Source organism: Cupriavidus sp. GW821-FHT07C08, assembly GCF_059419025.1.
In genome coordinates this window covers 109,635-136,011 of sequence record NZ_JBWKQZ010000002.1, presented here as the reverse complement: position 1 = coordinate 136,011, position 26,377 = coordinate 109,635, and the positions used below count along the sequence as shown (strand labels likewise).

Genomic DNA, 26,377 nt, shown 5'->3' with positions numbered 1-26,377 from the left:
AAGCCTCCTGTAAATTATCAACCGATCAGTGATCGATGGATAAATAGTAGGGCGGAAGCTGTTGGAGGCCAAGAACCTCTAGGGTGGGACATACCCTAACTTCCTGATTATTTTCGGCCGATAAATGACCTGGGGTGCACCTTTAGACGCCGAAGCGTGGAAGCCGGCGAGTTCGTCAGTCTGATTGCTGCTGCGCAAACTGAAAAGCGATCCGTTGGCAGGGTAGACGGGAGGTCACAATCACAGCGGCAGCCTTGCCCAAGGCGTCCTCAGACCAGGTGTACTTCTCCGGGTTTTCCCTTCGTATTTATCATTTGACAAGCAATTTGACGTATATCAAAGTTATCGATAGCTAAACAAAGAACCGGGCTGCATCGAATAGCTGCGGCCTAACAGGAGACCTTCATGGGACATGCAGTCATGGGTGCGCAGCGCACCGCTCGTCGCTTCTGTATTGGGGTGTTCGCTGGCTTGCTCGCCGTGGGTGCGCAAGCACAGACGATCAAGATTGGGCTTCCTGTACCGCTTACCGGTCCCTACGGCGCGGAGGCAAAGGACCAGGTGCGAAATGCCGAGCTGGCCGTCAAGGAATTCAATGATGCCGGCGGTCTGAACGGCCGCAAGGCCGAGTTGCTGGTGCGTGACGACAAGCTCAATCCCGGTGAGGCAGCCACGCGGACCCTGGAATTGCTCGAGAAGGACGGTGCGCAGTTCATCGTAGGTGGTCTTTCTGCCGCGACGCAGCTATCCATCAACAACGTTACCAAGCAGCGCAAGGTCATCTATATCTCGATCAGTCAGTCCGACGTCATTAATGAGGCGACCGATGCGAGCCCTTACACGTTTCATGAGGCAATGAATCCCCACATGACGACGCAGGCCGTGGGCCGCTATGTCTTCAAGAAGGGGATGCGTATTGCCTTCCTGACCGCTGACTACGCCTATGGCCACGAGATGACGCGCGGCTTCACGCGAGTGGCCAAAGACCTTGGCGCCGAGGTGGTTGGCGAAGTGCGGCATCCGCTTGGGCAACAGGACTACTCCACCTTTCTGCCACGGCTGATGGCACTCAAGCCGGATGTGCTGATATTCAACAACTTCGGCCGCGATAACCAGATCTCCATCAAGCAGGCCTCGGACTACGGCATGAAGAAGTCCATAAAGTTCGTCACCCCCGTGATGACTTACACCTCTCGCGTCGCAGGCGGGGCTAACACATATGAAGGTGTCATTGGCGGGACGCAGTACTTCTGGGAGATGGAAGCGACAACGTCATCCGCGAAAGCCTTCAATGCGGCTTTCCGGGCCAAGAACGAGGGACGCTACCCGTCTGACTATGGCGCGATGGCATACTCGGCCGTCAAGTCATTGCTCCTGGCGGTCAAGTCCGCCGGTAGCAGCGAGACGGAAAAGGTCGCGACGGCGCTGCGCAACCTGAAATATGACACCTACAAGGGGCAGCAGTACTACAGACCCTGTGACCAGCAATCCGTTCAGTCGGTACTTGTGATCCAGTCGAACTCCAAGGAAGCGGCCAATCCCGACGACGTGTTCAAGGTTTTGCACGTCGAACCAGCCAGCGAGAAGCTGTTGCGTCCGTGCACCGAACTCGGCTTCAAGGGCTGAGCTATCGGCAGGTCGGTATGGGGCGATCCGTTACAACGCTGGTCGTCCCTACGGAGCATGATGTCACTGATCGTGGCTAGCGCCTTGCACCTGCAGCGTCGCCAGAGGAAGTTTTAGGGCTGTCGTAGCGGGCGCACGGCGAGAGGCGGGAAAGCGATGGAAATCTCATTAGATCTACTGGCACTGCAGCTCTTTACAGGGCTGGCGCTAGGTGCAATTTACGTGCTGCTGGCGGTCGGCCTGTCCCTTATCTTCGGGATGCTGACAGTTGTCAATTTTGCGCACGGCGCCTTCTACATGATAGGCGCCTATGTTGGGCTGCTGGCTGTCGAAAAGACAGGAAGCTTCTGGGCTGCGCTCGTAGTTGCTCCGTTGACCGTTGCGGCCATTGGCATGCTATGCGAGCGATGGCTGATTCGCCCCTTGTATGGTCGCGGTATCGACTACCCGCTTCTGCTCACCTTCGGCTTGTCATACATCATGGTCGAGGCCATACGTATCTGGTTCGGAAAGGCCGGGCTGCCGTTCGACACCCCGGAAGTCCTGCAAGGGGCTACTAATCTTGGCTTTGCCGATTTTCCTACCTACCGATTGTTTGTGATCGGCGTCGTTTCGCTTCTGCTGCTCGCCTTGTGGTTGCTGATCGAGCGGACGCCATTCGGCCTGATTGTCCGGGCAGGAGCCCGTGACCCGGTCATTGTTCGCGTACTTGGCATCGACGTCTCACGTGTCTGGCTGATCGTGTTCGGGATGGGTACTGGCATTGCGGCGCTGGCTGGCGTCCTGTCGGCGCCGTTGCAAGGCGTATCGCCGGAAATGGGGACGTCCGTTCTCACTGTAGCTTTCGTTGTTACCGTTGTGGGCGGGATGGGGTCCTTGATGGGTGCCGTCGTGGCGGGCTTGCTTGTCGGCGTTGTGGAGAGCATGGCCGTACTCTTCTTCCCTGAGGCAGCGAAGGTGTCCATGTTCGTGATCATGGCCGCAGTGCTTCTCATCCGGCCGCAAGGACTCTTCGGCCGAACAGGATTGATGACATGAAGAACTTCCATGTTCATGGCGCCATTCGCCTAAGGAATGAAGCTACCGGACTTGCAAGCCAGATGTGCAGGGTTGTCGCGATGCACCGCGTCCTGGCGACTGTCGTCTTCTTCGCGGCATTTCCATGGCTGGTGCCCTACCACTCATTGGCCATCAACGTTCTGATCTATGGACTGTTTGCAGTCGGCTTCAACCTGCTGTTCGGATACACCGGTCTCCTTTCGTTTGGCCATGCCGCATTCCTCGGGGTCGGTGCATATTCGGCGGGCATTCTTATCGCACAGTACCAATTGGCATGGTGGGCGGCGATTCCCGCGGCCATGGTCGCTGGCTGCATGGTAGCCCTCGTGATGGGACTCCTGGCCATTCGGACCAGGGGCATCTACTTTGCGATGGTGACGCTGGCGCTGTCCCAATGTGTTTACTTCCTGGTTTATCAGATGCCAAGCTCCGGGGGGGAGAACGGATTGCGAGGCGTGAACATTGCCGAGCTGGATCTCTTTGGATTCCGTCTGGACCTGCTCGATCCGTTGCAGAAGTACTACTTCATCTTCGCGCTCGTCTCGGTCTCTCTTTGGGTGCTCTCTCGCATCCTCGCATCTCCTCTGGGTGGCGTTATCGAAGCCGTCCGCGAGAACGAAGCTCGCGCCCGTGCCTGTGGTTTCGATATTGAACGCACGAAGCTGTTGGCATTCGTCCTTTCCGCCGCCTTCTGCGCCCTTGCCGGAGCGCTCAACGCTATCCATCTCGGAAGTGTTCCCATTGAAACACTCCATTACTCGACGTCCGGGATGGTTGTAATGTTGTGCCTGCTCGGAGGCATGGGCACTTATTTCGGTCCGTTCGTCGGCGCGGCGCTGTTCCTGCTTATTCAGGATTTTGCTTCAGGCTGGACTGAGCACTGGCAGCTGATTGTCGGGGCGGTCTTCGTGGTCTTCGTGCTCTTCTTCCCAAAGGGCGTCTGGGGCACGTTTCTGGAGAAGGTGCACCATGAGCGCTGACGCCATTATTGAAACCAGAGGGGTCAGCAAGCGCTTCGGTGACTTCAAGGCGCTCACTGATGTGAGCGTGAGCATTCGCCCCGGAATGCTGACGTCTATCATCGGCCCTAACGGCGCTGGAAAGAGTACCTACTTCAACCTGCTGTCCGGTGCGTTCGCGCCTAGTGAAGGTCGGATTCTGTTCATGGGCAGGGATATCACCGGCATGCGGCAACACGAGTTCGCGCATATCGGGATCGCCAAGTCGTTTCAGATCACCAGCCTTTTTCCGAACTTCACCGTGCTCGAAAACGTACGGATTGCTTTGCAAGCGCACGTTTCGCGCTACGGTATGTGGCGCCGACGCTCAGCCTTGTCGGGGCTGACGGAGCAAGCCAGCGTCCTGCTGGAGACAGTGGGACTTTCTGGCCGCGCAAAGAGCTTCGCCAGGGAACTCGCGCATGGGCAGCAACGGTGCCTCGAGATCGCCGTCGCTCTTGCTGCTCAACCGAAGTTGCTACTGATGGATGAGCCGACCGCGGGAATGAGCCCGGAGGAAACAAAGGTGATGATGGGACTTATCCGCCGACTCGTGGAACAGCGGACGGTCGTGCTTGTCGAGCACAAGATGAAGCTTGTCATGGGGATCAGCGAGCGTGTCGTAGTCCTGCATCACGGTGAACTGATCGCGGAAGGTACGCCGGATGATATCCGGGCCAATGATTTGGTGAAGCGCGTGTACCTTGGACAAGGCAACCATTGAGGGCACATCATGCTGGAAGTTGCGAATCTCAACGCCTGGTACGGGTCGAGTCACGTATTGCAAGGTGTCGACCTCAAGGTTGGTGAGGGCGAGCTGGTCTGTCTTATCGGCCGCAATGGGGCAGGTAAGACCACTACCGTGAAGTCCATCGCTGGTCTCATGTCCAAGGTCACCGGGTCGGTAAAGTTTGAAGGCGTTGAACTCCTGGGGCAGCCTGCGCATAAGAGATACTTGCGGCAACTCGCCTACGTCCCGGAGGAGCGTCGCATCGTACCTGGTCTCACTGTTCGGGAAAACATTCGACTCGGACTGCTCGCGTCGCCGCACCGTACACGAGAGTCGGATGTCATTGATGAAATTGCCGAGACTTTTCCTCGACTGAAGGAGCGGCTCGACCAGCAGGCAGTGACAATGTCTGGCGGTGAGCAGCAAATGCTTGCCATTGCGCGGGCAGTGGCATCGAAGCCGAAGATGGTGCTGCTCGACGAGCCGTCCGAAGGGATCATGCCAGTTCTCGTGGATGAAATGTTCGAGTATTTCGCGGCATTGAAGCGCGCCGGAGTCACGATTCTCCTCATCGAACAGAACGTGGGCCTGGCCTTGAGAATTGCCGACCGCGCCTATATTCTGGATCAGGGCGAGGTAGTCTACAGCGGTACGGCGCAAGCAATGCTGGGCGACGAGGAAATCCAGGAGCGGTATTGCTCGGTCTGATCAGACGAGTGACGGAGGGCCAGAAGCCATGAAGACTGATGACACCGAACGGCGTGCGAGAGTTGTCCTTACCGGCGCGACGGACAGCAAGAAGGCCTTCGAGTTGAGGGACTTCCTGAACCGTAGTGTTGTCGCGTTCGACTGGAGGCCTTTGCAGTCGGATGAGGACGCCAGGACGATACCCGGCATCCGTGGATTGGACGATACACGTTTGCCCGTTTGTGAGTTTCCGGACGGAACGCGCTTGTTTGATCCGAGCGTCAAGGAGGTCGCCGCGCGACTGGGATGGGTGCAGGTACCGCGGCTGCGAGAATACGACGTTTCCATCTACGGTGCGGGCCCAGCCGGATTGAGTGCGGCCGTTTACGCTGCAAGCGAGGGGCTCAAGACCGTTCTTATCGAACGTCACGCGGTAGGTGGACAGGCGGGCTGCTCATCGCTGATCGAGAACTACATGGGTTTTCCGCAAGGCATCAGTGGTGCCGAGCTGGCGGAACGCGCCCGCCAGCAAGCCGTTCGATTTGGTGCCGAGATTCTCCAGATGCGCGAGGGTGTCAATGCTACGTTCGAGAATGGTCAAATCATCGTCGACATGGCCGATGGCTCGAAGCTCAGGGCAAAGACCAACATCTGCGCGACGGGCATCGAATGGCGAAGGTTGAACCTGCCGAACGAGAGCCGCTTTTTGCACGCGGGGTTGTTCTACGGGGCGGGCGCAAGCGAAGCACCCATATGCAAAGGTGAAACGGTTTATGTGGTAGGCGGAGGTAACTCCGCCGGTCAGGCGGCCATGCACCTGTCCGAGTACGCCGACGAGGTTGTGATGCTTGTGCGAGGCCCGTCGCTGGCCGCAACGCTCTCGGACTATCTCGTGAAGAAGATCGAGCGATCGAGTGTCGTGCGTGTCGTCAGCAACTGCGAAGTGGTTGCTGTCGACGGGGACCATCGCTTGCGAGAGGTAACGGTTCGCGATCGCGTGAACGGCGGGACGGAAACACTTGCCGCCACGCGCATCTTCGTGTGTATCGGCGGGGCACCACATACCGAATGGGCTCGCAATACCGACATCGTGCGGGACGCCGCCGGGTATCTGGTCACGGGGCCTGATTTGTTGCGGGATGGACGTGCCCCCGAGTCGTGGCCGCTGCAAAGAGCGCCGTTTTATCTCGAGACGAGCGTGCCAGGCTCGTTTGCAGCAGGCGACGTTCGGCACAACTCGATCAAGCGGGTTGCGTCGGCTGTGGGCGAGGGCGCCATGGCGGTGTCGTTCGTTCATCAGCACCTGGCCCATCAGGGGTGAGGCGCCGTTACTTGCGTCGTGCGTCAATTAGCCGAGCAAATATCGCAGTGTCCCCGCAGAAGCGATGCCGATCACGACGGTAGGAAGGATCGAGAGCCGCGTGGCGGCCGCTAAAGTCAGTGCGAGGGCTGCGAGGTCGGCGGGGCGATCCGATACAAAATATGGCGCAATGACTGAAATCAGTACGCATCCCGGTGCGACTTCCAGCGTGGCGGCAGCGCGCGGACTCAGTTTCCTGTTGTGCAGCAGGAGGTACCCTCCGATACGCGTCAGATAAGTGACCGAGGCCATAGCGAAGATCGTGGCAAGTGTAAGGAATGTCACTGCTTCGCCTCCTTGCGATCAGCCATCCAGTATGCGGCGGTGACGCCGGACAAGGCACCGGCCAACACATACCAGGCGCCAGGCACCAGAAGATGTGTAATCGCCGCGACGGCCAGGCTGACAAGCCATGGCCTGGCTGTGCGAAGGTCTTTCCACATGCCACGCATCAGCACCAGAAACACGGCAGGGAAAGCCATGTGGAAGCCGTAGGCCTCAACATCACCAAGTATCGGTCCAACTGCCGCGCCGATGGCAGTGCACCCGACCCATGTCAGATAGAACGGGGCTGCGACGCCCCAGTAATACGGCAGGCTCAACACGGGCAACACGGGCGTTCGCTGGCGTTGGGCGCGTTGTTTTGCATCTGCCAGCCCGAACGCCCAGCTTTCGTCGCACATCACGAACAGCGCAGCTAGTGCCTTGCGCCGAGGCAGGTGGTGAAGCAATGGTGCGAGCACTGCGCCCATCAGGAGATGGCGGCTATTGACCAGCAAGGTGATCGCAACAATCAGAAGAACGCTGGGCGGGGACGCCCACAAGGCGATTGCGGCAAATTCCGAGCCGCCGGCAAAGTTCAGGCCGGTCATCAGGGAGACTTCCGCAGGGTTCAGGCCGTGGCGAGCCGCCTGTGCGCCGAGTACGAGGCCAAAGGGAACAAAGCCAACCAGCATGGGCACGCTGTCCCTAGCTCCCCGCTTCAACTCCGCAAGTTGCTGAACCTGTGCCGGGCGTCTTCCAACGTTCTGGCCCTCTACTGCTTCCATCTCACTACAGTCCTTCGTTGGCCGGATTTGTCAGGCCACAATTCAAAGAAAGCATTGTATGCGCTTTTGGTAGCAATTTGCTTGTTTTGTTGTGGTAAATTGATTGGTTGCTTGGTGTCTGATGCCAGAAATGTCAGAAACGTTGGCAGTCAATGCCAGGTAGGTTTCTTGGTGCCGCGTGATACATTCGCCGGGGACTTGATAGGTTTCGCGGGGCCTCGTCAGAAGTGGAACGTGAGATCTTCTTCGCAATCGGAGGGCCAATGGTTCGCCCCTGCCTTTGCCTTACAATTTATCGCCTGATTGGTAGAATGGAGGCGTAACACGCCATTGTCTGGTGCCAGGGGGATGCATGGAGCGAGGGGAAACAGGGGCGAGGGGGGAAGCGCCCGAGAAGACCGGTAGACGGCTTCCACCAGAGGAGCGGGAAGAGCAGATTGTCCGCATGGCCATCGAGCACTTCACGCGCAATGGCTTCTCCGGCAGCACGCGTGAACTGGCCAAGCAGATCGGTGTGACCCAGCCGCTGCTGTACCGCTACTTCGAAAACAAGGAAGCGCTGATCGACCGCGTCTACAACGAGGTATTCCAGTGGCGCCGGGAGTGGGAGCGGCAGATTGCCGATCGGTCCGTGCCGCTCGTCGAGCGCCTGCCTGCCTTTTATGTCGACTACGCGTCGGTGATCTTGCGCGAGGAGTGGATCCGGATCTTTATTTTCGCCGGCCTGACGCGGGAAGGGATCAACAACAAGTATCTCAGCAAATTGCGCAACCGAGTCTTCCTCCCGGTGCTGGCCGAGGTGCGGGCCGAGTTCGGCATCGGCGAGCCGCGCAATGCGGCGGAGCTGGAGGCGGAAATCGAGATGATCTGGAGTCTGCATGCGTCGATCTTCTATCTCGGGTTGCGCAGGTGGGTGTATGGTCTGAAGGTACCGGTGGATATTGATGCGGCCGTGCGGCAGCAGGTTGATATGTTCCTTAACGGCGCGCCGGCAGCCATGCGCAAGCTGCGGCAGGCGCGCACCTGAGCAGGCGCAAGCTCGGAGACGCATGGCATGGATAAGCTGCTGGCACTGAAGATGTTTGTCGAGGCCGTGGATGCCAAGGGATTTTCGGCAGCGGCCAGGCGGCTGAACCTGGCCACCTCGTCGGTCACGCGCACCATCGATGGACTTGAGGAGGAGCTCGGCGCCGTGCTCCTGAACCGTTCGACGCGGCAGGTAACAGTCTCCGAAGCCGGTGCAGCCTACTACCAGCGGGCGCGCAAGATCCTTGAAGCCGTGGCTGAGGCGGATTCACTGATTGCTGACCGGGGCGATACGCCGGTCGGTCAGTTGCGCGTATCTTTGCCCGTCGCATTTGGACGTCGCTGCATTGCCCCGTTCCTCGGCGGCCTGATGGCCAAGTATCCCCAGCTGGAACTTGAGGTGACAATGACCGACGAGATCGTCGATCTGATCGGCGAGCGCATCGACGTGTCGATCCGGCTCGGCAGCGCGGCATCGTACGACGATGTCGTGGCGCGCCAGGTTGGCGTATTCCGGCGAAGGGTCGTTGCCAGCCCGGCATACCTGCTTGAGCGTGAAATCCCGGCATCGCCGATCGAACTGGCAAACCATTCGTGTCTGCGCTTCAACTACGGGGCCCATCCTCAAGTCTGGACATTCCATCGCGAGGGCGAGGAGGTTCAGGTGCCTGTCTCAGGGCGATTCCGCAGCAACAATGCCGAGGTGCTGCGCGAGCTGGCGCTCGCCGACGGCGGCGTCGGCCTTTTGCCGGATTGGATGGTCGATGAGGACGTGCAGGCTGGCAAGCTGACGTCATTGTTCGATGACTGGACGGTCAATCCCAATCGTGCCAGCTCGGCAATTACAGCGCTGTATCTGCCTAACCAGCGCGGCTCCCGCCGTATTGCGGCCTTCCTCGACTTTCTGGGCGAGATACCTGGCCCGACTCACAGGGACAGGGCCGCGGCTTAATTGCCCGTTGTGTACCTCGCATTGCGGGTTACATTCAAGCTGATTCTCCAGGCTTGCGATCCTGATGCCTCCTCCTCCAGGAGGATGTCCCCCAGAGGCGTGGCCAAGTCCGCGCTGTGCTTTACGACAACATTCCTGCAACTCGAGATTTCCTACACGGCGTATCCGATTCGCTTCTGATAAGTGAATGAGGCCGAGGGTGCTGCGGGCGTATGCCGTGTCGTCGCGACGAACATGTCGAAGACAAAGTGTCTCTCGCGCGGGCATTTCGCTGCGCGCTGCCAACGGCTGTTCCAGTTGGTCTTATGCAAACGCTTAATTGCGCCGTGGCATCGGGGTCCGTTGTTCTGCTGCTGGCATAGGCCTTGCTGATTGGCTCGGGCCCGATAGGCCAACAACAACAGACAGGAGATACCCATGCGTTCGAACTACAGCGATGCCGAGTGGAAGACGCGCTGCGAACTCGCAGCGCTCTATCGAATCCTAGCCCATCACAGAATGACGGATCACATCTATACGCACATCAGCGCGCGGGTGCCCGGCACGGATGAACATCATTTCCTGATCAATCCGTATGGCCTGATGTTCCATGAAATCACGGCTTCCAGTCTGGTCAAGATCGATATGCATGGCCGGATCCTGGAGAGCGGAAGCAAGGGACCGCAGCGGGTGAATACCGCGGGCTTCATGATTCATTCCGCAGTCCACATGGCCCGCCATGATATTTCCTGTGTCGTGCATACCCATACCGCCGCAGGTATCGCAGTATCCGCACAGGAACAGGGGTTGTTGCCCATTAGTCAGCACGCGCTCAAGTTCTACGAGCGAATCTCTTACCATGAGTATGAAGGAATCGCGTCAGACGAAGCGGAGCGGGCCAGGCTGGTAGCTGACCTTGGAAACAACAAGGCAATGGTCCTGCGCAACCATGGACTGCTGGCGGCGGGAACCACGGTCGCGGAGGCGTTTATTGTCATCTACTATCTGGAGCGTGCATGTCAGGCGCAAGTGGCGGCACTTGCCGGCGGCTCCAGGCTGACATATCCGCCTGTCGCGGTGAGGCAGCACACCGCGCAGCAGTTTGCAGAACTCGATATTGCCGACAACCTCGCCATCGATACCGGTGGCCTGCAAAGCTACCATCAGGTCGGCTTTGACGCAGCGATCAGATTGATCAAGGACGACGCTCCGAGATACGACAGCTGACGCCTGGCGTCGCGCAGCGCCGGGCCTCTCCGGCTTCCGAAAGTCTGTACGAAAGGTGTATCGCCCCGAATTGCGAAAGCGAGCAAGGCAGGCGGTCAACCGCGCACGCCTGCTCGCCTGGTACAACGCATAACTATATAAGGATGGAAGAGACATGACCCCAGTCGATCAGCGCTGTATGCGCAAGATCCTCATCCGGTTCCTCCCCTTGTTGCTGATCTGCTATGTGGTTGCGCACCTGGATCGCGTCAATGTCGGCTACGCGGCATTGACGATGAACCACGATATCGGCTTGACGACGGCGGCCTTCGGGCTGGGTGCGGGCCTGTTCTTCATTACGTACTTTGCTTTCGAGATTCCGTCCAACCTGGCCCTGGAGCGGTTCGGCGCGAGACGCTGGATTGCCCGCATCATGCTCACCTGGGGACTGCTGTCCGGTGCCACGGCATTCGTGCAGGGCGAGACGGGCTTCTACGTGGTCCGCCTGCTGCTTGGTGCGGCGGAAGCCGGGTTTTTCCCAGGCATCCTCATTTTTCTGACGCTATGGGTGCCGGGCAAATGGCGGGCAACCTTCGTCGGCAGCTTTATGGTGGCGATTCCGCTGGCAAGCGTGGTCGGTGCGCCGGTCTCCGCCTTTCTGATCAACAGCCCTGGACTCTGGGGGCTGAAAAGCTGGCAGACGATGTTCCTGATCGAAGCCGTGCCCGCGATCTTCCTCGCCTTCGTTGTGCTAAGGGTGTTGCGTGACACGCCGGACCAAGCTGAATGGCTGGATCCCGAAGAGAAGCGGTGGTTGCAGCAGGCACTGGCCGCAGAACGGCAGCAGGCGAGTGGAGGGCAGAAGGAGACGCTGGTCGATATCCTGAAGAATCCACGGGTCTGGTTGCTCGCCTTTGTCTACTTCGGCATCACGGGATTTTCTTATGGCATGGCCTTCTTCCTGCCCCTGATCTTGAAAGATGCAAATCTGTCCGTGATGCAGACCGGCGTGGCTACGGCGTTGCCGTTTGCCGTCGGAGCCATTGGCATGGTGGTCTGGGGCAGGCGCTCCGATCGGTTGGGGGAACGCCGGCAGCATGTCCTCATCCCGTTGATGATTGCCGTGGTGGGTCTTGCTGCGTCCACGATGGCGCCGTCTCCCTGGCTCAAGATCGTCCTCATCAGCGTTTCGGCCTTCGGGGTCATGGCGGCACTGCCGGTGTTCTGGACGTTGCCGCCACTGCTGTTCGGCGCCTCGATCGGGGCGGGAGGCATTGCGATGATCAATTCGCTTGGCAACATCTCCGGCTTCGCGCACTCGCTGCTTATGGGAGTCATCAGGGATAAGACGGGAAGCTACACATATGGCCTGATTCTCATCTCGGTGGTCGGTGCCTGTGGCTTCATCGTGTTGATGGTATTGACCCGGAAGCTGTCTGGCCGACCGGGGAACAGTCTCTCCCTGACACCACAGCGACAACCGACAGGTTGCGGGAGTCATACGGACTTCGTAACCACAGGAAGCCGCGCTAGCGCAGCCTATGGCGGGCCCGCCTCCTCCTTCGGCAGGGGCCGTTCGTCGACGCATGTAAAGGAAAGAGGGGAAGCGGATTCACATGCTGCTTCATGATCCATCGGGGCGCGCTCCGCGGCGCTACGCGTAAGGAAGCAGCGGCCACCAGCCCATCTTGCGCGCGCTGCCCATTCTCCAGGCGTGCCGCGGACAGGGTTTTCTGAGCCTGGCGGCACGTCTTTGCGGGAGAACAGGGTGGGGCATGTGTGCCGCCCGGGCTGACTTGAGCCAGACGTTGCGCCGCGCGCAACGCAGACTTGCGCTACGAACCCATTCTCAGCGAAGGGCGGCTTGCCTACGCTTCAAGGCACCGGAGCCCTGTCGGGCCAATTGCTCGCAGGACATCGAAGCTCCGCGCGTATCGTTCGCCGCCTCACCATCACCGGGAGCTCGCGGCGCAACAGGATCGAAAGCACTTCTCCACGCATCAGGAAGTCCATCCATGACTACTCATCTCTTCCGTCCGATCTCGGTCGGTCCGCTGTCCCTGCCGCATCGCGTGGCGATGGCGCCACTTACCCGTTCGCGTGCGGGCCAGCCCGGCAACATACCGACCGACATGAACACGACGTACTACCGGCAGCGTGCATCGGCGGCGTTGATCATCTCGGAAGCGACCCAGATTTCGCCGCAAGGTCAGGGCTACGCCTGGACACCCGGTATCCATACCGAGGCGCAGATCGATGGCTGGCGGGCCGTGGCCGATGCCGTTCACGCTGAAGGGGGCAGGATGTTCCTGCAGCTGTGGCACGTGGGCCGGGTTTCGCACCCCATGTTCCAGCCCGGCAACGCGTTGCCGGTCGCCCCCAGCGCCTTGCCTGTTCCTGGCAAGACCTTCGTAACCGATGCGGACGGCAATGGCATCTGGGCCGAAATACCGGTGCCGCAAGCCCTGACGGCGGCGGGGATTGCAGACATCGTGGCGGACTACCGCCAGGCTGCACGCAATGCCATATCTGCGGGGATGGACGGCGTGGAAATCCATGCAGGCAACGGCTACTTGCTCGACCAGTTCATCAATTCCGCCAGTAACCATCGGCAGGACAACTATGGCGGCAGCATCGAGAACCGCGCGCGCTTCCTGCTCGAGGTGGTTGACGCGGTCAGTGCGGAGATTGGTGCCGAGCGCGTGGCCGTACGCCTGACGCCAATGGGTCGCTTCATGGGCATGGGCGATGCGACGCCGGAGGACACCTTCGGCTACATCGTCGGGCGCCTCAACGACTGGCCGCTCGCCTACCTGCACCTCGTGGAGCCCGCCATCGTCGGCACTGTGCGGGATGAGCAGGTTGATCCTCGCTGGGACGCCATCATCCGACAGTTGCGCAAGACCTATCAGGGGGTGTTGATGCTGGCGGGCGGCTATGACGGTGAGAGCGCCGAACGAGCCGTCGCGGATGGCCGTGCCGACATCATTGCGTTCGGTCGTCCGTTCATCGGCAACCCCGACCTGCCTGAACGGCTGCGTGGCGACCATCCGCTGAATACGCCCGACCCTGCCGCTTTCTTCGGTGGCGGCGCGGAGGGCTACGTGGATTATCCCGAACTGGACCAAAGTCAGGCGGCGTGAATACCCCTGCCTTTCCGGTACACGACCCAATAAATAGCTGACATATGAACATGCCAATCAAATCAGTGGACACCAACAGAGTGCCCTGGGAGTTCCTTGAAATTCCTGAGTTAGGCGCAAAGCTGCCGGTCAAGACCTGCCATGTCGACGATGAAACCGGCGTCTCCATTTCCAAGATCTGCTACAAGGCAGGCTTCATTAATCGGTCTCACTGGCACAATTGCTCTCATGGTATCTACGTTCTGGACGGGATCCTGAAGACGCATGCCGGAGAGTTCGGCCCGGGGAGCTTTGTGTGGTTCCAGGAGGGCACCACCATGTTCCATGGAGCGACCGAGGACAATGACGTGACGTTCCTGTTCATTACCAACAAGGCTTTCGATATCCACTACGAACATATCGAAGGCGCCAGAGCCGGGTAGTTCAGCATAGTAGTGCTTCTCGCCAATGAGAAACCCGCCAGCCGGCGGGTTTCTCATTCTTGCGTGGCACTTGCTGGAAGGGGCCTTGCCCGTCAGGGCTTCAGTGCTAGTTTCACGACTCCATCGCGCTGATGACCGAATAGTTCGTATGCCGCAACGACGTCATCGAGCGAGTAGGTGTGCGTGACGAGATGATCGAGCTTGATACGCTGACTCGATACCACATTCAGCAGCCGCCGCATGCGTTCCTTGCCGCCTGGGCAGGTGGAAGTCACAATGCGTTTGTTCGCAAGGCCGGCCCCGAACCCGTCGAGCGGGATGGGGATGCTCTTGGAATAGATGCCGACGCTTGAGATCGTTCCGCCCGGGCGTGTCACGTTGACGCAGGTAGCGATCGTCTCATCCCTGCCCAGGCATTCGAGCGCGACATCCGCGCCCACGCCTTGCGTAAGCTTCATCACTTCCTCGACGACATCGCACTTCGTTGGATTGAGCAGGACATCTGCACCCATTGTCTTGGCCTTCTGCAGGCGGTCCTCGACCGGATCGACTGCGATGATCAGGCCGGCGCCCATCAGCCGCGCACCGCTTGTCGCGCACAGTCCGATAGGCCCTTGCGCCACCACGACCACAACGTCGCCGATCTTGACACCGGCAGATTCGGCAGCGGAAAAGCCGGTACTGACGATATCCGGCACCAGTAGCACGTCCTCGTCGGTGAGGTTGTCGGGGATCACGGTCAGGTTGGCTTGCGCGTCCGGTACAACAAAGTATTCCGCCTGGCAGCCATCGAGGTAGTTGCCGATCTTCCAGCCCCCCGCGACTTTCCAGCCGCTGGCGGAATTGCTGCCGCACTGGGAATGGAACCCCATCAGGCATGACGAGCACTGGCCACACGGGGTGACCGCCGCGCACAGCACGCGCTGGCCCTCATGATAGCCCTTCACTTGCGAGCCGAGTTTCTCGATGATTCCGATCGGCTCGTGCCCCAGCGTCAGGCCCTTCTCGACGGGATACTCGCCTTTCAGGATATGGATGTCGGTACCACAAATGGTTGTAGTGGTAATGCGGATCAGCGCATCGGTCGGACCGACGTCGGGAATGGGTTTGTCCTCCAGTGCGATACGGCCAGGCTCTACGAACACAGTTGCTTTCATGGTTGCCATGCGGGTCTCCTGTTGGCGGGGCATTCTGATCGCACTACGGGCCAGGGCAGCCCGTCGTACGATCGGCGTCTCCAGCGGCAATCAGCATGCCTCTGAGTCAATGACGCTTGATAGTTATCGATCGACCACTTATCGAGCGAGCGCCAACCATCCTGGTTCCTGGTTCGTTCTTGCCAGCAATGGTTTCAGGTGGGGAATGATCATGGTGCTGTCCGGGCAGGTCCCGTTCAGCGGCTCTCGCCAATGCAAGATGGTGATCGATGGATAAATTGTAGAATGCGCTTTCGAGGCAGGGTAGCTCTGTGGGCTAGTGGTTTACCCCTTTGGGTCGGCGTAATCATGGCGTTGGTACCTACAGTACTTCGACGATCTTAGGGGGCTGCACCGTGCCACCGATCATGCGGATGCACTCCAGGATTGAAAACTGGAGCCGTGCAATACATGTCGTCGGCTACTACAGTTTGTCCACAACGAATACACCGAGATCGTGACAACACGGAGAGCTCAAAAGCTATGCGCGGACGCTCCTCGTCCGTATCGCATCTTTTATCTCGTGCCATCAACATTGATACCGCGCTCGATGGAGTTGGACTATTCTAGTCACGGCCGCTCATACATTGCTATCAGCGCTTCGGGCGGTATCACTGTACCGTTAGCGTCTAACGTACTGATTTTCAGGCGGAGGAGTTCTTGTGGCTGCGGTTCGACTAAATAGGGAGCACTCTGCCCGCATTCAGCACGCCCACAAACATCCGGCGCGAGCCAATGAGGTCGCGCCATGCACCAAAGGAACCCCAACATGAAGAAGCTCACGACCGCATTTGGCGCTCCTGTCGCCGACAATCAAAATATCCAGACTGCCGGTGCGCGCGGACCTGCACTGCTACAGGATGTCTGGCTCTTGGAGAAACTGGCGCACTTCGACCGCGAGGTCATCCCCGAGCGCCGCATGCACGCAAAAGGCTCCGGCGCCTACGGCACATTCACGGTTACGAAAGACATCGCCAAGTACACGCGTGCCGACCTGTTCTCGGAAATCGGCAAGAAGACGGAAGTGTTTGTGCGCTTCTCGTCAGTGGCCGGCGAGCGTGGTGCGGCCGATGCCGAGCGGGACATCCGCGGCTTTGCGATCAAGTTCTACACGGAAGAAGGCAACTGGGACCTGGTGGGCAACAACACGCCAGTGTTCTTCCTCCGCGATCCGCTCAAGTTCCCCGATCTGAACCACGCCGTGAAGCGCGACCCGCGTACCGGCTTGCGAAGCGCCGAGAACAACTGGGACTTCTGGACCAGCCTGCCCGAAGCGCTGCACCAGATCACCATTGTCATGAGCGACCGCGGCATCCCGCGCAGTTGGCGTCATATGCACGTCTTCGGCAGCCACACGTACAGCTTCATTAGTCAGGACATGCAGCGCTACTGGGTAAAGTTTCACTTCGTGACCCAGCAGGGCATCCAGAACCTGACCGACGCCGAGGCTGCCGAAGTCACGGGGCAGGATCGCGAGTATCACCAGCGTGACCTGTACGAAGCCATCGACCGTGGCGATTTCCCGCGCTGGAAGCTCTGCGTGCAGATCATGCCCGAGGCCGATGCCAGCAAGGTGCCGTACAACCCATTCGACTTGACCAAGATCTGGCCGAAGAAGGACTATCCGCTGATCGAAGTTGGCATGCTGGAGCTCAATCGCAATCCGGACAACCACTTCGCCGAAGTCGAGCAAGCATCGTTTGCACCGTCGACAATTGTTCCTGGCATCGGCTTCTCTCCGGACAAGATGCTGCAGGGCCGTCTGTTCTCGTATGGCGACGCCGCGCGCTATCGTCTGGGTGTCAACCACCATCTGATCCCGGTGAATTCGCCGAAGGCCGCGAAGTATGTCAACAGCTATCACCGGGATGGCCGGATGCGCACGGACAACAACCAGGGTGGCACCATCGCGTATGAGCCAAATACGAAGGGCGAGTGGGCTGACCAGCCCGACTTCCTCGAGCCGCCGCTGACGCTGGAAGGCGCGGCCGACCACTGGAACCATCGCGCGGACGACGACTACTTCTCTCAGCCGGGGGCGCTGTTCCGCCTGATGTCGCCAGCGCAGCAGCAGTCACTGTTCGACAACACGTCTCGTTCGATCAAGGGTGTATCGAAGCACATTCAGCAACGCCACATCGACCACTGCACGGCCGCCGACCCGGCCTACGGTGCCGGCGTAGCTGCGGCGATTGAACGTATCGAAAGCCAAAGGTAAGAACGGCCCTGCGTCTGACCTGTACAGCTCTCTCCCGCCTTGCGGGGGAGAGAACAAGGATAATGACCCAAGCTATATCAGACTGGAAACGGAACATGACGCCTGAGGAAGAGGCTCGCGTGGTCGCCGCGCTGGCCGAGGTTTTCAACCTGGTGCGCCAAGGGGATGCGGGTTCGCTTGCTGCCCTGATTGCGCGCGGCTTGTCGCCGGACCTGCGCAACGAGAAGGGCGACAGCCTTGTGATGCTGGCCGCCTACCACGGACAGGTGGACACCCTGCGCACTTTGCTTGATGCCGGAGCCTCGCCTGACATGTGTAACGCGGCTGGCCAGACACCAATTGCCGGAGCGGCCTACAAGGGCTTCAAGGACGTAATTGAAGTACTGCTGGCGTATGGCGCCGACGTCGAAGGCGCGTCGCCAGACGGCCGCACTGCGCTAATGGTCGCCGCGATGTTCGACAGGACTGAAATCGTAGATCTACTAGTCTCAAGCGGCGCCAACCTCGGCGCGCGCGACAATTGGGGCATGACCGCCGCCGATGCAGCCGCCTTCATGGGAGGCCGGCACCGCGGTCATTGATACGCTGGCCGCGTCGCCTCTTAGCGATGCCGCTGAACGTGAGCCAATTTACCCCAATACCGACGCTAAAGTGGTATTGACGATTCGAGAGTTCGAGCAGTCTCTGATTCAGGAGATCGGAAAATTTACCGTCATGCCACCCACCGAGGTCTACAGGGGGACAATGGCGGGTAGCCACGCTACAGGTTCCCTTTACAAGTCACCCTCTGACGCCTTGTGTGCATTGTGCAGTCTCTGCGAAGGAAGTGCGGGACGATCCAATCCGATGGGTTTGCGCTGTTCCCTCTCCGCTACTGGCATCCGCTCTTTGCAGCTTGGCAAGTTGCAAAGCGTCAGGTCCTACGCGGCTGAGGAGGTCGCCCATGGACTAGCGGCTGAGGAGGTCGCCCATGGACTCCGCGGCATACTGGTGCGAGCGCATCCGCGCCTGCGGGTCGTAGATGCGGCAGTCGATCATCAGCTCGTCGGCACCGGTCTGGTCAACGATCTTCTCAATCCACGCGCCGACGGTCGGCTTGTCGCCGGCCACGGTGCAGGCCATGACCTGGTCCAGGACTTCGCGCTCGTGATCGGGCAAGCGCCGCACGTAGTCCTCCACGGGCTTGGGCAACAGGCCAAGGCGCCCCATGTGCAGGTTCAGCATCCATTGTTGGTGCGAACTCGCCAGGTACTCCGCTTCCTCGTTTGTCTCAGCCGCGAATATATTCACGCCGACCATGACGTACGGCGTGGCGAGTTGCTGCGAGGGCCGGAAGTTGTTGCGGTAGTGGGTGATCGCCTGGTGCAGGTAACGCGGCGCGAAGTGCGAAGCAAATGCATAGGGCAGGCCGAGCTTTGCCGCAAGATCGGCACCGTACATGCTGGAGCCGAGAATCCAGAGCGGTACGTCATGCCGTTCCGGAACCGCGCGCACCGGCTGCTTGCCGTTGTCGGCCAGATAGTCCATCAACTCGACGACATCCTGCGCAAAGTCGCGTTCCCTGGCGCCGCGTCGCAACGCCTGAACCGTCGGGCCGCCGCTGCCTGGCGCGCGTCCGAGGCCAAGATCGATTCGACCTGGATATAGCGCTTCCAGGGTGCCGAACTGCTCGGCGACAACCAGCGGTGCATGGTTGGGCAGCATGACGCCACCGGACCCGACACGGATGGACGACGTGGCCGAGGCGATATCGCTGATGATCAGCGAGGTGGCGGCCGAGCCAATGCCTGGCATATTGTGATGCTCCGCGACCCAGTAGCGACGGAAGCCATGCTGCTCGACATGCCGGGCCAGCTGGCGCGACTCATCCACGGCCTCGGCAAGACTCTTGTCTTGTCCGATCATTACCAGATCCAGGACGGACAGGGCGGTCATAGGAACTCCATTGAGAGGTTGCAAGGGGCAGGGCAGCGGCCCACGCCCCTGGTTTTGGTGAGCAAGTCTGAGGCGGCGCTATGCCTTGTCCGCCTGTCATGCCTGGCGGTGGCTGGCCTGTCTTTCATGGGTCGGCTCGTTTGCCGGTGCTCTGGCCGGATCGTAAGCCGGGTAGTCGATGTACCCACGGGCGCCGCCACCATAGAAGGCCTCACGCCCGGCTTCCGCCAATGGCCAATCGTTGCGCAAGCGCTCCACCAGGTCCGGATTCGAGATAAACGGCCGGCCGAACACAATCACATCGGCCTGCCCTGCGTCCAGGGCCTCTCGGGCGCTTTCCGAATTGAAACCGCCTGCCAGCATTAGCGTGCCCTGGTAGGCCTTGCGGAAAGCCTGCTGGAATGCGGGCGATTCGAGGTGACTCGCGTGCATGTAAGCCAGGCTGCGGCGGGACAATGCCTCGGCCAAAGCGAGCCAGGTCGCTTCCTCTTCTTCGAACGCATGCAGGTCGTTAAGCCGGGCCTGCGGCGACACGCGCACGCCCACGCGCGCATTGCCAATCTCACCGGCGACCGCATCGACGGTCTCCAGCAGGAGGCGCAGCCGGTTGTCGATGGACGCGCCCCCATATTGGTCGGTGCGGGTGTTCAGGCCGGCATTGATGAACTGCTCGAACAGGAACCCGTTACCCGCATGGATTTCGACGCCGTCAAAGCCAGCGGCCATGGCGTTGCGTGCGGCGTTGCGAAAGTCCTCGATCACGCCGCGGATGCCGGCCAGGTCCAGGGCCGCCGGCGCGCTGACCTGCACCTGGGCCGGCTGACCGTTGGTGTCGTAGGCGAGTACCTGGGTATCGGCTGCCGTTACCGCCACCGAAGAGACCGGTGCATTGCCGTCCGCTTGTAGCGAAACATGCGAGACCCGCCCGACATGCCAGAGCTGGATGAAGATCCGGCCGCCGGCGCGATGCACTGCGTCGGTGGTGCGCTGCCATCCTGCGATTTGCTGGGGCGTGTGGATCCCTGGCGTGTACAGGTAGCCGCGGCCCTGAGCCGAGACCTGGGCGCTTTCGGTGATGATCAGGCCGGCGCTGGCACGCTGGGCGTAATACGTGGCCATATCCGTCGGCGGGACGGTGTCGACTGCCCGGGCGCGTGTCATCGGCGCCATGACGACGCGATTTGGCAACTGCAGGCCGGCAAGGTCATAAGGATCGAAGAGGGATGTCATGGCAAGGGCTCCGGGTAGCAGGTGCGAGTATTGGCGTGCGTGCTGCCGGTTCACGGATGCGAAGGGAAGTGTGGCAACACGTACTCCGCCAGTTCGTCCAGGATCTCGCCATAGGGCTGGCGGCTGACCTTCGGATTGAGGGCAACGTGGGAAATGCCGGCTGCCTGAGCCAGTTCCAGATAGTCACGCAGCCCGTTGCGTCCGGCGCGGAAACCGCCAGGGAAGCGCTGGAACGGCACATCCGGGTCTTCGGCCAGGTCGAGGTAGCCTCCCAGCCCCAAAGGCTTGAAGGCTTGCTCACCCGCCGCAGCGTGCACGTGCTTGCGCCACTCTTCGCCGAGCTGTGCCAGCCCGTACGGAGCGGGCGCTCCTCCCAGGAATCCGTCCAGGTTATGCGCCAGCCATTCCATGCTTTGCTGTGCCTGGCCCACGGCGATGGCGGGAACTCGCCCGAACGGCGCCTTGGGAACCAGGTCGAGGGCGCCAGGCGATCCTCCGAAGCGTGCAGACTGAAAGCTCGGAAAGCTTTCTTCAGACAGCGTCCGGAAGACGCCATAGGCGTCGCGATAGCGCTCGCCGCGGCTCTCGTAGTCGATGCCGAACATCGGGTAATCGCTATAGCGGTCGCCTGAGGACAGCCCGAGCACCAGCCTGCCACCACTGAGTTGGTCCAGCGACGTCGCCTGCTTGGCCAGGTTCATCGGCTCGCGCGTTGGAAGCACGATGCCAGTGGTACCCAGGGCAATTCGTTCGGTCGCAGCAGCCAGGTACGAGATGTAGACCATTGGCTCGAAAATCTGTGCCACATCGCCGTAATTCGGATCGAAGAAGGGTACGTCGCGCATCCAAAGTGCGCCGAAACCCAGCTGCTCGGCGCGCTGGGCCATCTGCACGTGGCCGCGCATGGTCGGCGCGGGCCGTCCCGGATGGGTTTCGAGCGGGAGGATCAGCCCGATGGTCAGGGCACCTGGCTGGAACAGGCGCTGGAAGCCCGGATGCTGTTGCAGGGCCGGGTGCGGGCTCGGCAGCTCGGCAGGCAACGCCTTTGGGGTGGCAGAGGCTGGGACAGTCATGGCAGAGGACCACTGGGGATTGGGATGTCGTAAGTCTCATTGAATCCCGTGTGGAGATAAACCGCTTTGCGAGACCGGCACTCGGTCCTCATGGGCCCCAATCCCACCCCCCAACACTCTCCTGCAGCCCGCTGTTCAGCAAAGTGGCGCGAGTCAGGTATTGGCCTGTGTACCAGGCTCCCATGGCACACCAGCTTCCCACCGTGCCACCAGCAGGTCGATGAACGCCCGGATGCGCGGCGACAGGTGGCGCTTGCTGGGATAAACGACCCGGATGGGGTCAGGCGTTGTGCGATACGCGCCAAGCACTTCCACCAGCGTGCCCGCGCGAACGTCGGCGCCCGTGAGATAGGACGGCAGGCAGACCAGGCCGAAGCCAGCCAGCGCCGCTTCGCGCATCGCCTCCGAACTGTCGATGCTCAGGCGTCCCGGGCCATCAAACAGATAGTGGCCTTCAGGCGTGTCAAAGCGCCACGGACGTGGCCGCTCCGCGCTCTGGAAGACAATGGTGTCGTGACCGGCCAGGTCCTGCGGAACTTGTGGCACCCCACGCCGGGCTAGATACTCCGGTGAGGCGCACGTGAGGAACTGCTGCTCGGCAATCGTGCGAGTGAGGATCTGCGAGTCATCCTTCGGGATGCCGATACGGATGGCAATGTCGAAGCCTTCTTCGATGAGGTCCACGAAGCGGTCGGTGAACGAGATATCCGCACGCAGCTCGGGCCACTGCTTCAGGTAGGCATCAAGGACCGGCAGGATGTGGCGCTGTCCGAAGGACAAGGGTGCCGTCAGCTTGAGGGTGCCGGTTGGCCTGCCGCGGCGCAGTGCCATGGTGGCATCCACCTCCTCGAGGTCTTCCAGGATCTGGCGCCAGCGTTCATATACCACCAGGCCCTCGTCAGTCAGGCTCAGCTTGCGCGTGGTGCGGTTGAGCAGGCGCACGCCCAGTCGCCCCTCCAGGCGCACGATGCTCTTGCCAATGGCTGAACGGGTGAGGCTGAGCGAATCGGCGGCGGCGGTAAAGCTGCCAGCCTTTACTGCCGCCACGAACGCGGCGATGTCGCCGAATCGGTTGGGCTCCATGGTGTTGTGTCCTCACACCCACAGCGGGGCATCAGCGTTCCCTGACACGGGAATCCAAATCCCCAATCATCGCCTTATCCTTGCTACCTGTCCACAAGGCAGAGCAATGCGGGCTAATGCGGCGGGCCGAGTTGCTACCAAGGCATTGGGTCAACGCAGACCTCGGAGCGTGCCGCTCGCCGTTTAGCGGAGTCATCACTATGAATAACCCTTCAATCGGTCCAGTGCCTGCGGAATTGCAGGCCCACCCCGGATACCGCCGGGTCTTCCAGCCTGGCCGGCTGACGTTTGGCTTCATCATGCCCCTGGAGGGCTATCCATCGTCGCCGTTCCCCACTCTGCAAGACCATCAGCGCCTGGCCACGATGGCTGACGAGGCGGGATTTTCTGCGCTATGGATGCGCGATGTTCCCTTCTACGACCCCAACTTCGGGGATACCGGGCAGATGCTGGACCCGATGGTGTATCTGGGCTTTCTCGCTGCTCACACCAAAAAGATCGCGCTGGGCACAGCCGGCATCATCCTGACGCTGCGCGACCCGCTCATCGTCGCCAAACAAGCCGCATCCGCTGATCAGCTGCTGCAAGGCCGCTTGCTGCTGGGGCTTTCAACTGGTGACCGCGCCATCGAATATCCGGCGTTCGGGGCGGACTACGAGAGCCGCGGGGACCGCTTCCGCGAAGCCTTCGGTCTGATCAAGACGGTTACGGAGCAGTCCTTTCCGCGCGCGGCCACTAGCTACTACGGCACCTTCCGCGGCGAGATCGATCTGATTCCGAAGCCGGTGGGTGGGCGCATGCCCATGCTGGTGATCGGCCGGGCCCGCCAGGATCTCGGCTGGATCGCCAGGCACAGCGATGGCTGGATCTGGCACCTGAGCGACCTCGACCGGATGCCGCAGCTATTGGAAAGCTGGCGGGCCAGCCATGAGGAGGGGTGGCTGCGGCCATACGGCTATGCCGCGTTCTTCGACCTGTCCGAGAACCCCAACGCCCCGTTGCAGTACGTCGGCAACGGCATCCGCGCCGGCCGCAACGCTTTGATCGCCCTGTGGCGAAGGCAGCAGGCTCAGGGCGTCAGCCACGTCGCGCTTAACCTCAAGCCCTTGCGCCGGCCCGCGGCAGAGGTGCTGGAGGAACTGGCGGAATTTGTCCTGCCCCACTTCCGGGCCGACTGAATGGAGAAATCAATGTCGTCCACTGTTACACGTCATCAACTTCTGGATCTGCTTGCTGCCTTCTGCGATACGTGGGCCGGAAGACCGTCGATGCCTGCGGAAGATCTGCTGGCCGATGCAGTCGAGCTGTTCAGCAGCCACCGTGGCCATTTCCGGGGAGCCCATGATGTCCTTGGGGCGCTGGCCAGCGACTTCCCAGGCCTGGAGGCCGTGCATATCGCCGCGACCAATCGTGTTCCTCGGGCATATGGGAGCGAGAGCATGGTCAGCGCCTATTTTCATGGCGAGGCGCGGCAATCTGCCGGCAACGCTGAAGCGGTAGCGTTCGGCGGCGTGGTGATCCTGTCTTTCGAGAGCCAGGGAAGCCGTGCGCGCATACGCGAAATCAGGATCCAGCTCCATTGGGTCCATGGCGAGTCGGCCAGGCTGACGGGCTGGCAGCTGCCGCCGACCGACAGGGCATGGCAGCCCGGCGATCCGCCTGCCGTCGTCGTCAGCGAGCTGGATGCACCGTGGCATCGAATCCCGGTGTCGGAATTGGCCACCAGCAACGAGGAGGCGGCCGCCGAGGCTTGGTTCCGCTATGCCTGGGCCCTGGATCAAGCCGATTTCGTGTTGTTCGGTCAATGCTTCAGCGAGGATGCCGAGGCTGAACTGACGCCCATGGGACATCTGAAAGGGCGCCGCGAGTTGATGGCAACGCTCAAGGCGTTCCGCCTGCCGTGGCCGTGGATGCAGCATTATGGTGAGCCGCTGCAGGTCGAGATCCAGTCCGACGGGAGCAGCGCGGCGCTCCTGTTGGGACGCGTTATGCCCGGGCGGACGACAACGCCGGAGAACAAACCGCTCTACGGCGCGCACTATCGCATACAGCTGATCAAGGACGATGGCGAGACATGGCGGATTGGCCAGATGGCATACGTGCCGGGCTGGTTCAGCGTCTGATTTGGACACGTGCAACGGCGGGAGCGCCTCGCGTACAGATATTGTCCAGGTGCGCGAATCACACCTATGCTTCACCGAGTCTCCGGTTGTCGAGCGTAGCGCCAAAATCGGGGGCACCGAAAGCCACGTCACGATCGGGAACGAGCCATGGACCTACTCAATCACGCTTATGAGCGCACCCTTGCCGCCGGGCAATTGACCGTAGGCTTGATGACCCCGCTCGGGCGCAAGCCCGGTGAGATGGCCGACATCGAGTCTGAGCTGCGCCTGGCCGCACGCGCCGACGCCCTCCAGTTCGCTGCGCTTTGGGCCCGCGACGTACCTCTGATGATCCCGCAAGGATCCACCATGGAAGCCGCGGCGCTGGATGACCCGTTCGTGTGGTTGTCATTCCTTGCCGGGGTAACCCGTTCGATTGCACTCGGTACGGCCGCAGCGGTGCTTCCACTGCGACACCCGATCCACCTGGCGAAGTCCGCCCTGTCGCTGGACCGGCTGTCGCAGGGCCGCTTTATCCTGGGCTTAGGCTCCGGTGACAGGGAGGCCGAATTTGCGGCGTTTGGCCTCGACCCTGAACAAAGGGCAGAAGCGTTCCGGACGCGATGGGCGATCGTCAGGGCGGCGCTGTCGCCTTCGCAGGCCGATCGTGCCGCCTTGCTGAGCGCCACCGATGGCTACGATCTTGCTGTGCCGCCGGCTGCTCGCGTGCCGATGATGGCGGTGGGTTCAGCCCGGCAAACCTTGCAATGGATCGCAGCCCATGCAGACGCATGGGCCACGTACCACAGAGAGGAAGTTCGCCAGCAGGGGCGCATTGGCCTCTGGCAATCCGCGCTACGAGAACGGTCCCCTGGTATGCCAAAGCCGTTCGTTCAGTCCATACACCTGGACCTGGTCGACGACCCTTCGACCGAGGCAGTACCTATCGAACTGGGCCTGCGAACTGGCCGCTGGGCATTGATCGATTATCTGAAGCGACTGGAGGCCAATGGTGTCGCCCACGCCATGCTGCATCTCGCCCCCGGTCCGCGGCCTCTTTTGGGCGTTGTGGAAGAACTTGGTATGGCTGTTCTTCCGGCTTTGCGCCAGTGAATTGTTTCTGCCGGTCCGACTTTACCAGGCCTTCTTCACACCAGGCGATCCTCATCACTCGATTGCCGATGAGGATTCCCCAGTCGGTCATGTGCGTGCCTTTCGTCAGGCAGCCTTGCGGTTTCGCTCTTCGCTTCAGCGTATCGGCAACGATTCACAGCGGCGCCTCGATCAGGTCTAAACACCCCAC

Annotated in this window: 24 protein-coding genes; 17 read left to right on the top strand and 7 right to left on the bottom strand. The window is 60.7% G+C overall.

The genetic code is table 11. The features are described 5' to 3' along the window. Positions 1 to 405: 405 nt before the first annotated feature. The 6 genes from AC07UK_RS03800 to AC07UK_RS03775 all read left to right on the top strand — a co-directional run bounded on the left by AC07UK_RS03800 (position 406) and on the right by AC07UK_RS03775 (position 6,421). Positions 406 to 1,626, top strand: a complete 1,221-nt coding sequence (locus tag AC07UK_RS03800; RefSeq protein ID WP_233528042.1) for an ABC transporter substrate-binding protein — start codon at positions 406 to 408, stop codon at positions 1,624 to 1,626. 156 nt (positions 1,627 to 1,782) lie between these two features. After that, positions 1,783 to 2,664 carry a branched-chain amino acid ABC transporter permease gene (locus AC07UK_RS03795; protein WP_058697554.1) on the top strand — a complete coding sequence of 294 codons (882 nt, stop codon included), beginning with the start codon at positions 1,783 to 1,785 and terminating at the stop codon, positions 2,662 to 2,664. Beyond that, positions 2,661 to 3,665, top strand: coding sequence for a branched-chain amino acid ABC transporter permease (locus AC07UK_RS03790; RefSeq protein WP_058697555.1), 1,005 nt, complete (start codon positions 2,661 to 2,663; stop codon positions 3,663 to 3,665). The genes AC07UK_RS03795 and AC07UK_RS03790 overlap by 4 nt, the downstream gene beginning before the upstream one ends. Further along, complete coding sequence (locus AC07UK_RS03785) at positions 3,655 to 4,407, top strand: ABC transporter ATP-binding protein (protein WP_058697556.1); 753 nt, start codon at positions 3,655 to 3,657, stop codon at positions 4,405 to 4,407. The genes AC07UK_RS03790 and AC07UK_RS03785 overlap by 11 nt, the downstream gene beginning before the upstream one ends. A gap of 9 nt (positions 4,408 to 4,416) precedes the next feature. After that, positions 4,417 to 5,121, top strand: coding sequence for an ABC transporter ATP-binding protein (locus tag AC07UK_RS03780; protein ID WP_058697557.1), 705 nt, complete (start codon positions 4,417 to 4,419; stop codon positions 5,119 to 5,121). A 28-nt stretch (positions 5,122 to 5,149) separates the two neighbouring features. Next, a complete protein-coding gene (locus tag AC07UK_RS03775) occupies positions 5,150 to 6,421 on the top strand; it encodes an NAD(P)/FAD-dependent oxidoreductase (RefSeq protein ID WP_058697558.1) in 1,272 nt (423 codons plus the stop codon). 27 nt (positions 6,422 to 6,448) lie between these two features. Here the strand turns inward: AC07UK_RS03775 and AC07UK_RS03770 are convergent, their stop codons facing one another. Continuing rightward, positions 6,449 to 6,745, bottom strand: a complete 297-nt coding sequence (locus tag AC07UK_RS03770; RefSeq protein WP_256333794.1) for an AzlD family protein — start codon at positions 6,743 to 6,745, stop codon at positions 6,449 to 6,451. After that, complete coding sequence (locus AC07UK_RS03765) at positions 6,742 to 7,509, bottom strand: AzlC family ABC transporter permease (RefSeq protein WP_058697559.1); 768 nt, start codon at positions 7,507 to 7,509, stop codon at positions 6,742 to 6,744. The genes AC07UK_RS03770 and AC07UK_RS03765 overlap by 4 nt, the downstream gene beginning before the upstream one ends. Positions 7,510 to 7,954: 445 nt before the next feature. On the opposite strand from AC07UK_RS03765, the gene AC07UK_RS03760 reads away from it, so the two are divergent. The 6 genes from AC07UK_RS03760 (at position 7,955) to AC07UK_RS03735 (ending at position 14,237) form a co-directional block, all read left to right on the top strand. Further along, positions 7,955 to 8,536, top strand: coding sequence for a TetR/AcrR family transcriptional regulator (locus tag AC07UK_RS03760; protein ID WP_058697560.1), 582 nt, complete (start codon positions 7,955 to 7,957; stop codon positions 8,534 to 8,536). A 27-nt stretch (positions 8,537 to 8,563) separates the two neighbouring features. Continuing rightward, the gene (locus AC07UK_RS03755; RefSeq protein ID WP_058697561.1) at positions 8,564 to 9,487 is read left to right on the top strand and encodes a LysR family transcriptional regulator; all 924 of its coding nucleotides are present in this window, start codon (positions 8,564 to 8,566) and stop codon (positions 9,485 to 9,487) included. A 411-nt stretch (positions 9,488 to 9,898) separates the two neighbouring features. Then, positions 9,899 to 10,693, top strand: a complete 795-nt coding sequence (locus AC07UK_RS03750; RefSeq protein WP_256333795.1) for a class II aldolase/adducin family protein — start codon at positions 9,899 to 9,901, stop codon at positions 10,691 to 10,693. Positions 10,694 to 10,847: 154 nt separating this feature from the next. Then, positions 10,848 to 12,302 carry an MFS transporter gene (locus AC07UK_RS03745; protein WP_070940824.1) on the top strand — a complete coding sequence of 485 codons (1,455 nt, stop codon included), beginning with the start codon at positions 10,848 to 10,850 and terminating at the stop codon, positions 12,300 to 12,302. A gap of 385 nt (positions 12,303 to 12,687) precedes the next feature. Further along, positions 12,688 to 13,815: an alkene reductase gene (locus AC07UK_RS03740; protein ID WP_058697563.1), complete on the top strand. Its 1,128-nt coding sequence runs from the start codon at positions 12,688 to 12,690 to the stop codon at positions 13,813 to 13,815. Positions 13,816 to 13,859: 44 nt separating this feature from the next. Further along, positions 13,860 to 14,237 carry a cupin domain-containing protein gene (locus tag AC07UK_RS03735; RefSeq protein ID WP_058697564.1) on the top strand — a complete coding sequence of 126 codons (378 nt, stop codon included), beginning with the start codon at positions 13,860 to 13,862 and terminating at the stop codon, positions 14,235 to 14,237. Between the two features lie 92 nt (positions 14,238 to 14,329). Here AC07UK_RS03735 and AC07UK_RS03730 read toward each other — a convergent pair whose 3' ends face one another. Continuing rightward, on the bottom strand, positions 14,330 to 15,403 hold the full coding sequence (locus AC07UK_RS03730; RefSeq protein ID WP_058697565.1) for a zinc-binding dehydrogenase: 1,074 nt from the start codon (positions 15,401 to 15,403) through the stop codon (positions 14,330 to 14,332). Between the two features lie 799 nt (positions 15,404 to 16,202). Between AC07UK_RS03730 and AC07UK_RS03725 the strand changes: the two genes are divergently transcribed. Both AC07UK_RS03725 and AC07UK_RS03720 read left to right on the top strand, forming a co-directional pair. Then, positions 16,203 to 17,651, top strand: a complete 1,449-nt coding sequence (locus tag AC07UK_RS03725; RefSeq protein WP_058697566.1) for a catalase — start codon at positions 16,203 to 16,205, stop codon at positions 17,649 to 17,651. Between the two features lie 95 nt (positions 17,652 to 17,746). Beyond that, complete coding sequence (locus AC07UK_RS03720; protein ID WP_199414554.1) at positions 17,747 to 18,232, top strand: ankyrin repeat domain-containing protein; 486 nt, start codon at positions 17,747 to 17,749, stop codon at positions 18,230 to 18,232. A gap of 367 nt (positions 18,233 to 18,599) precedes the next feature. Here the strand turns inward: AC07UK_RS03720 and AC07UK_RS03715 are convergent, their stop codons facing one another. The 4 genes from AC07UK_RS03715 to AC07UK_RS03700 all read right to left on the bottom strand — a co-directional run bounded on the left by AC07UK_RS03715 (position 18,600) and on the right by AC07UK_RS03700 (position 22,972). Next, complete coding sequence (locus AC07UK_RS03715) at positions 18,600 to 19,586, bottom strand: LLM class flavin-dependent oxidoreductase (protein ID WP_058697567.1); 987 nt, start codon at positions 19,584 to 19,586, stop codon at positions 18,600 to 18,602. Positions 19,587 to 19,682: 96 nt separating this feature from the next. Beyond that, complete coding sequence (locus tag AC07UK_RS03710) at positions 19,683 to 20,816, bottom strand: alkene reductase (protein WP_058697568.1); 1,134 nt, start codon at positions 20,814 to 20,816, stop codon at positions 19,683 to 19,685. A gap of 50 nt (positions 20,817 to 20,866) precedes the next feature. Continuing rightward, the gene (locus tag AC07UK_RS03705; protein ID WP_058697569.1) at positions 20,867 to 21,889 is read right to left on the bottom strand and encodes an LLM class oxidoreductase; all 1,023 of its coding nucleotides are present in this window, start codon (positions 21,887 to 21,889) and stop codon (positions 20,867 to 20,869) included. 153 nt (positions 21,890 to 22,042) lie between these two features. Continuing rightward, positions 22,043 to 22,972 (bottom strand): LysR family transcriptional regulator, encoded by a 930-nt coding sequence (locus AC07UK_RS03700; protein WP_058697570.1) that lies wholly within the window; start codon positions 22,970 to 22,972, stop codon positions 22,043 to 22,045. A 200-nt stretch (positions 22,973 to 23,172) separates the two neighbouring features. On the opposite strand from AC07UK_RS03700, the gene AC07UK_RS03695 reads away from it, so the two are divergent. The 3 genes from AC07UK_RS03695 (at position 23,173) to AC07UK_RS03685 (ending at position 26,187) form a co-directional block, all read left to right on the top strand. Next, positions 23,173 to 24,150, top strand: a complete 978-nt coding sequence (locus tag AC07UK_RS03695) for an LLM class oxidoreductase (protein ID WP_058697571.1) — start codon at positions 23,173 to 23,175, stop codon at positions 24,148 to 24,150. Between the two features lie 12 nt (positions 24,151 to 24,162). Beyond that, positions 24,163 to 25,095 carry a nuclear transport factor 2 family protein gene (locus AC07UK_RS03690; protein WP_081050243.1) on the top strand — a complete coding sequence of 311 codons (933 nt, stop codon included), beginning with the start codon at positions 24,163 to 24,165 and terminating at the stop codon, positions 25,093 to 25,095. A gap of 147 nt (positions 25,096 to 25,242) precedes the next feature. Beyond that, positions 25,243 to 26,187, top strand: coding sequence for a TIGR03571 family LLM class oxidoreductase (locus AC07UK_RS03685; protein WP_058697573.1), 945 nt, complete (start codon positions 25,243 to 25,245; stop codon positions 26,185 to 26,187). Positions 26,188 to 26,377: the final 190 nt, after the last annotated feature.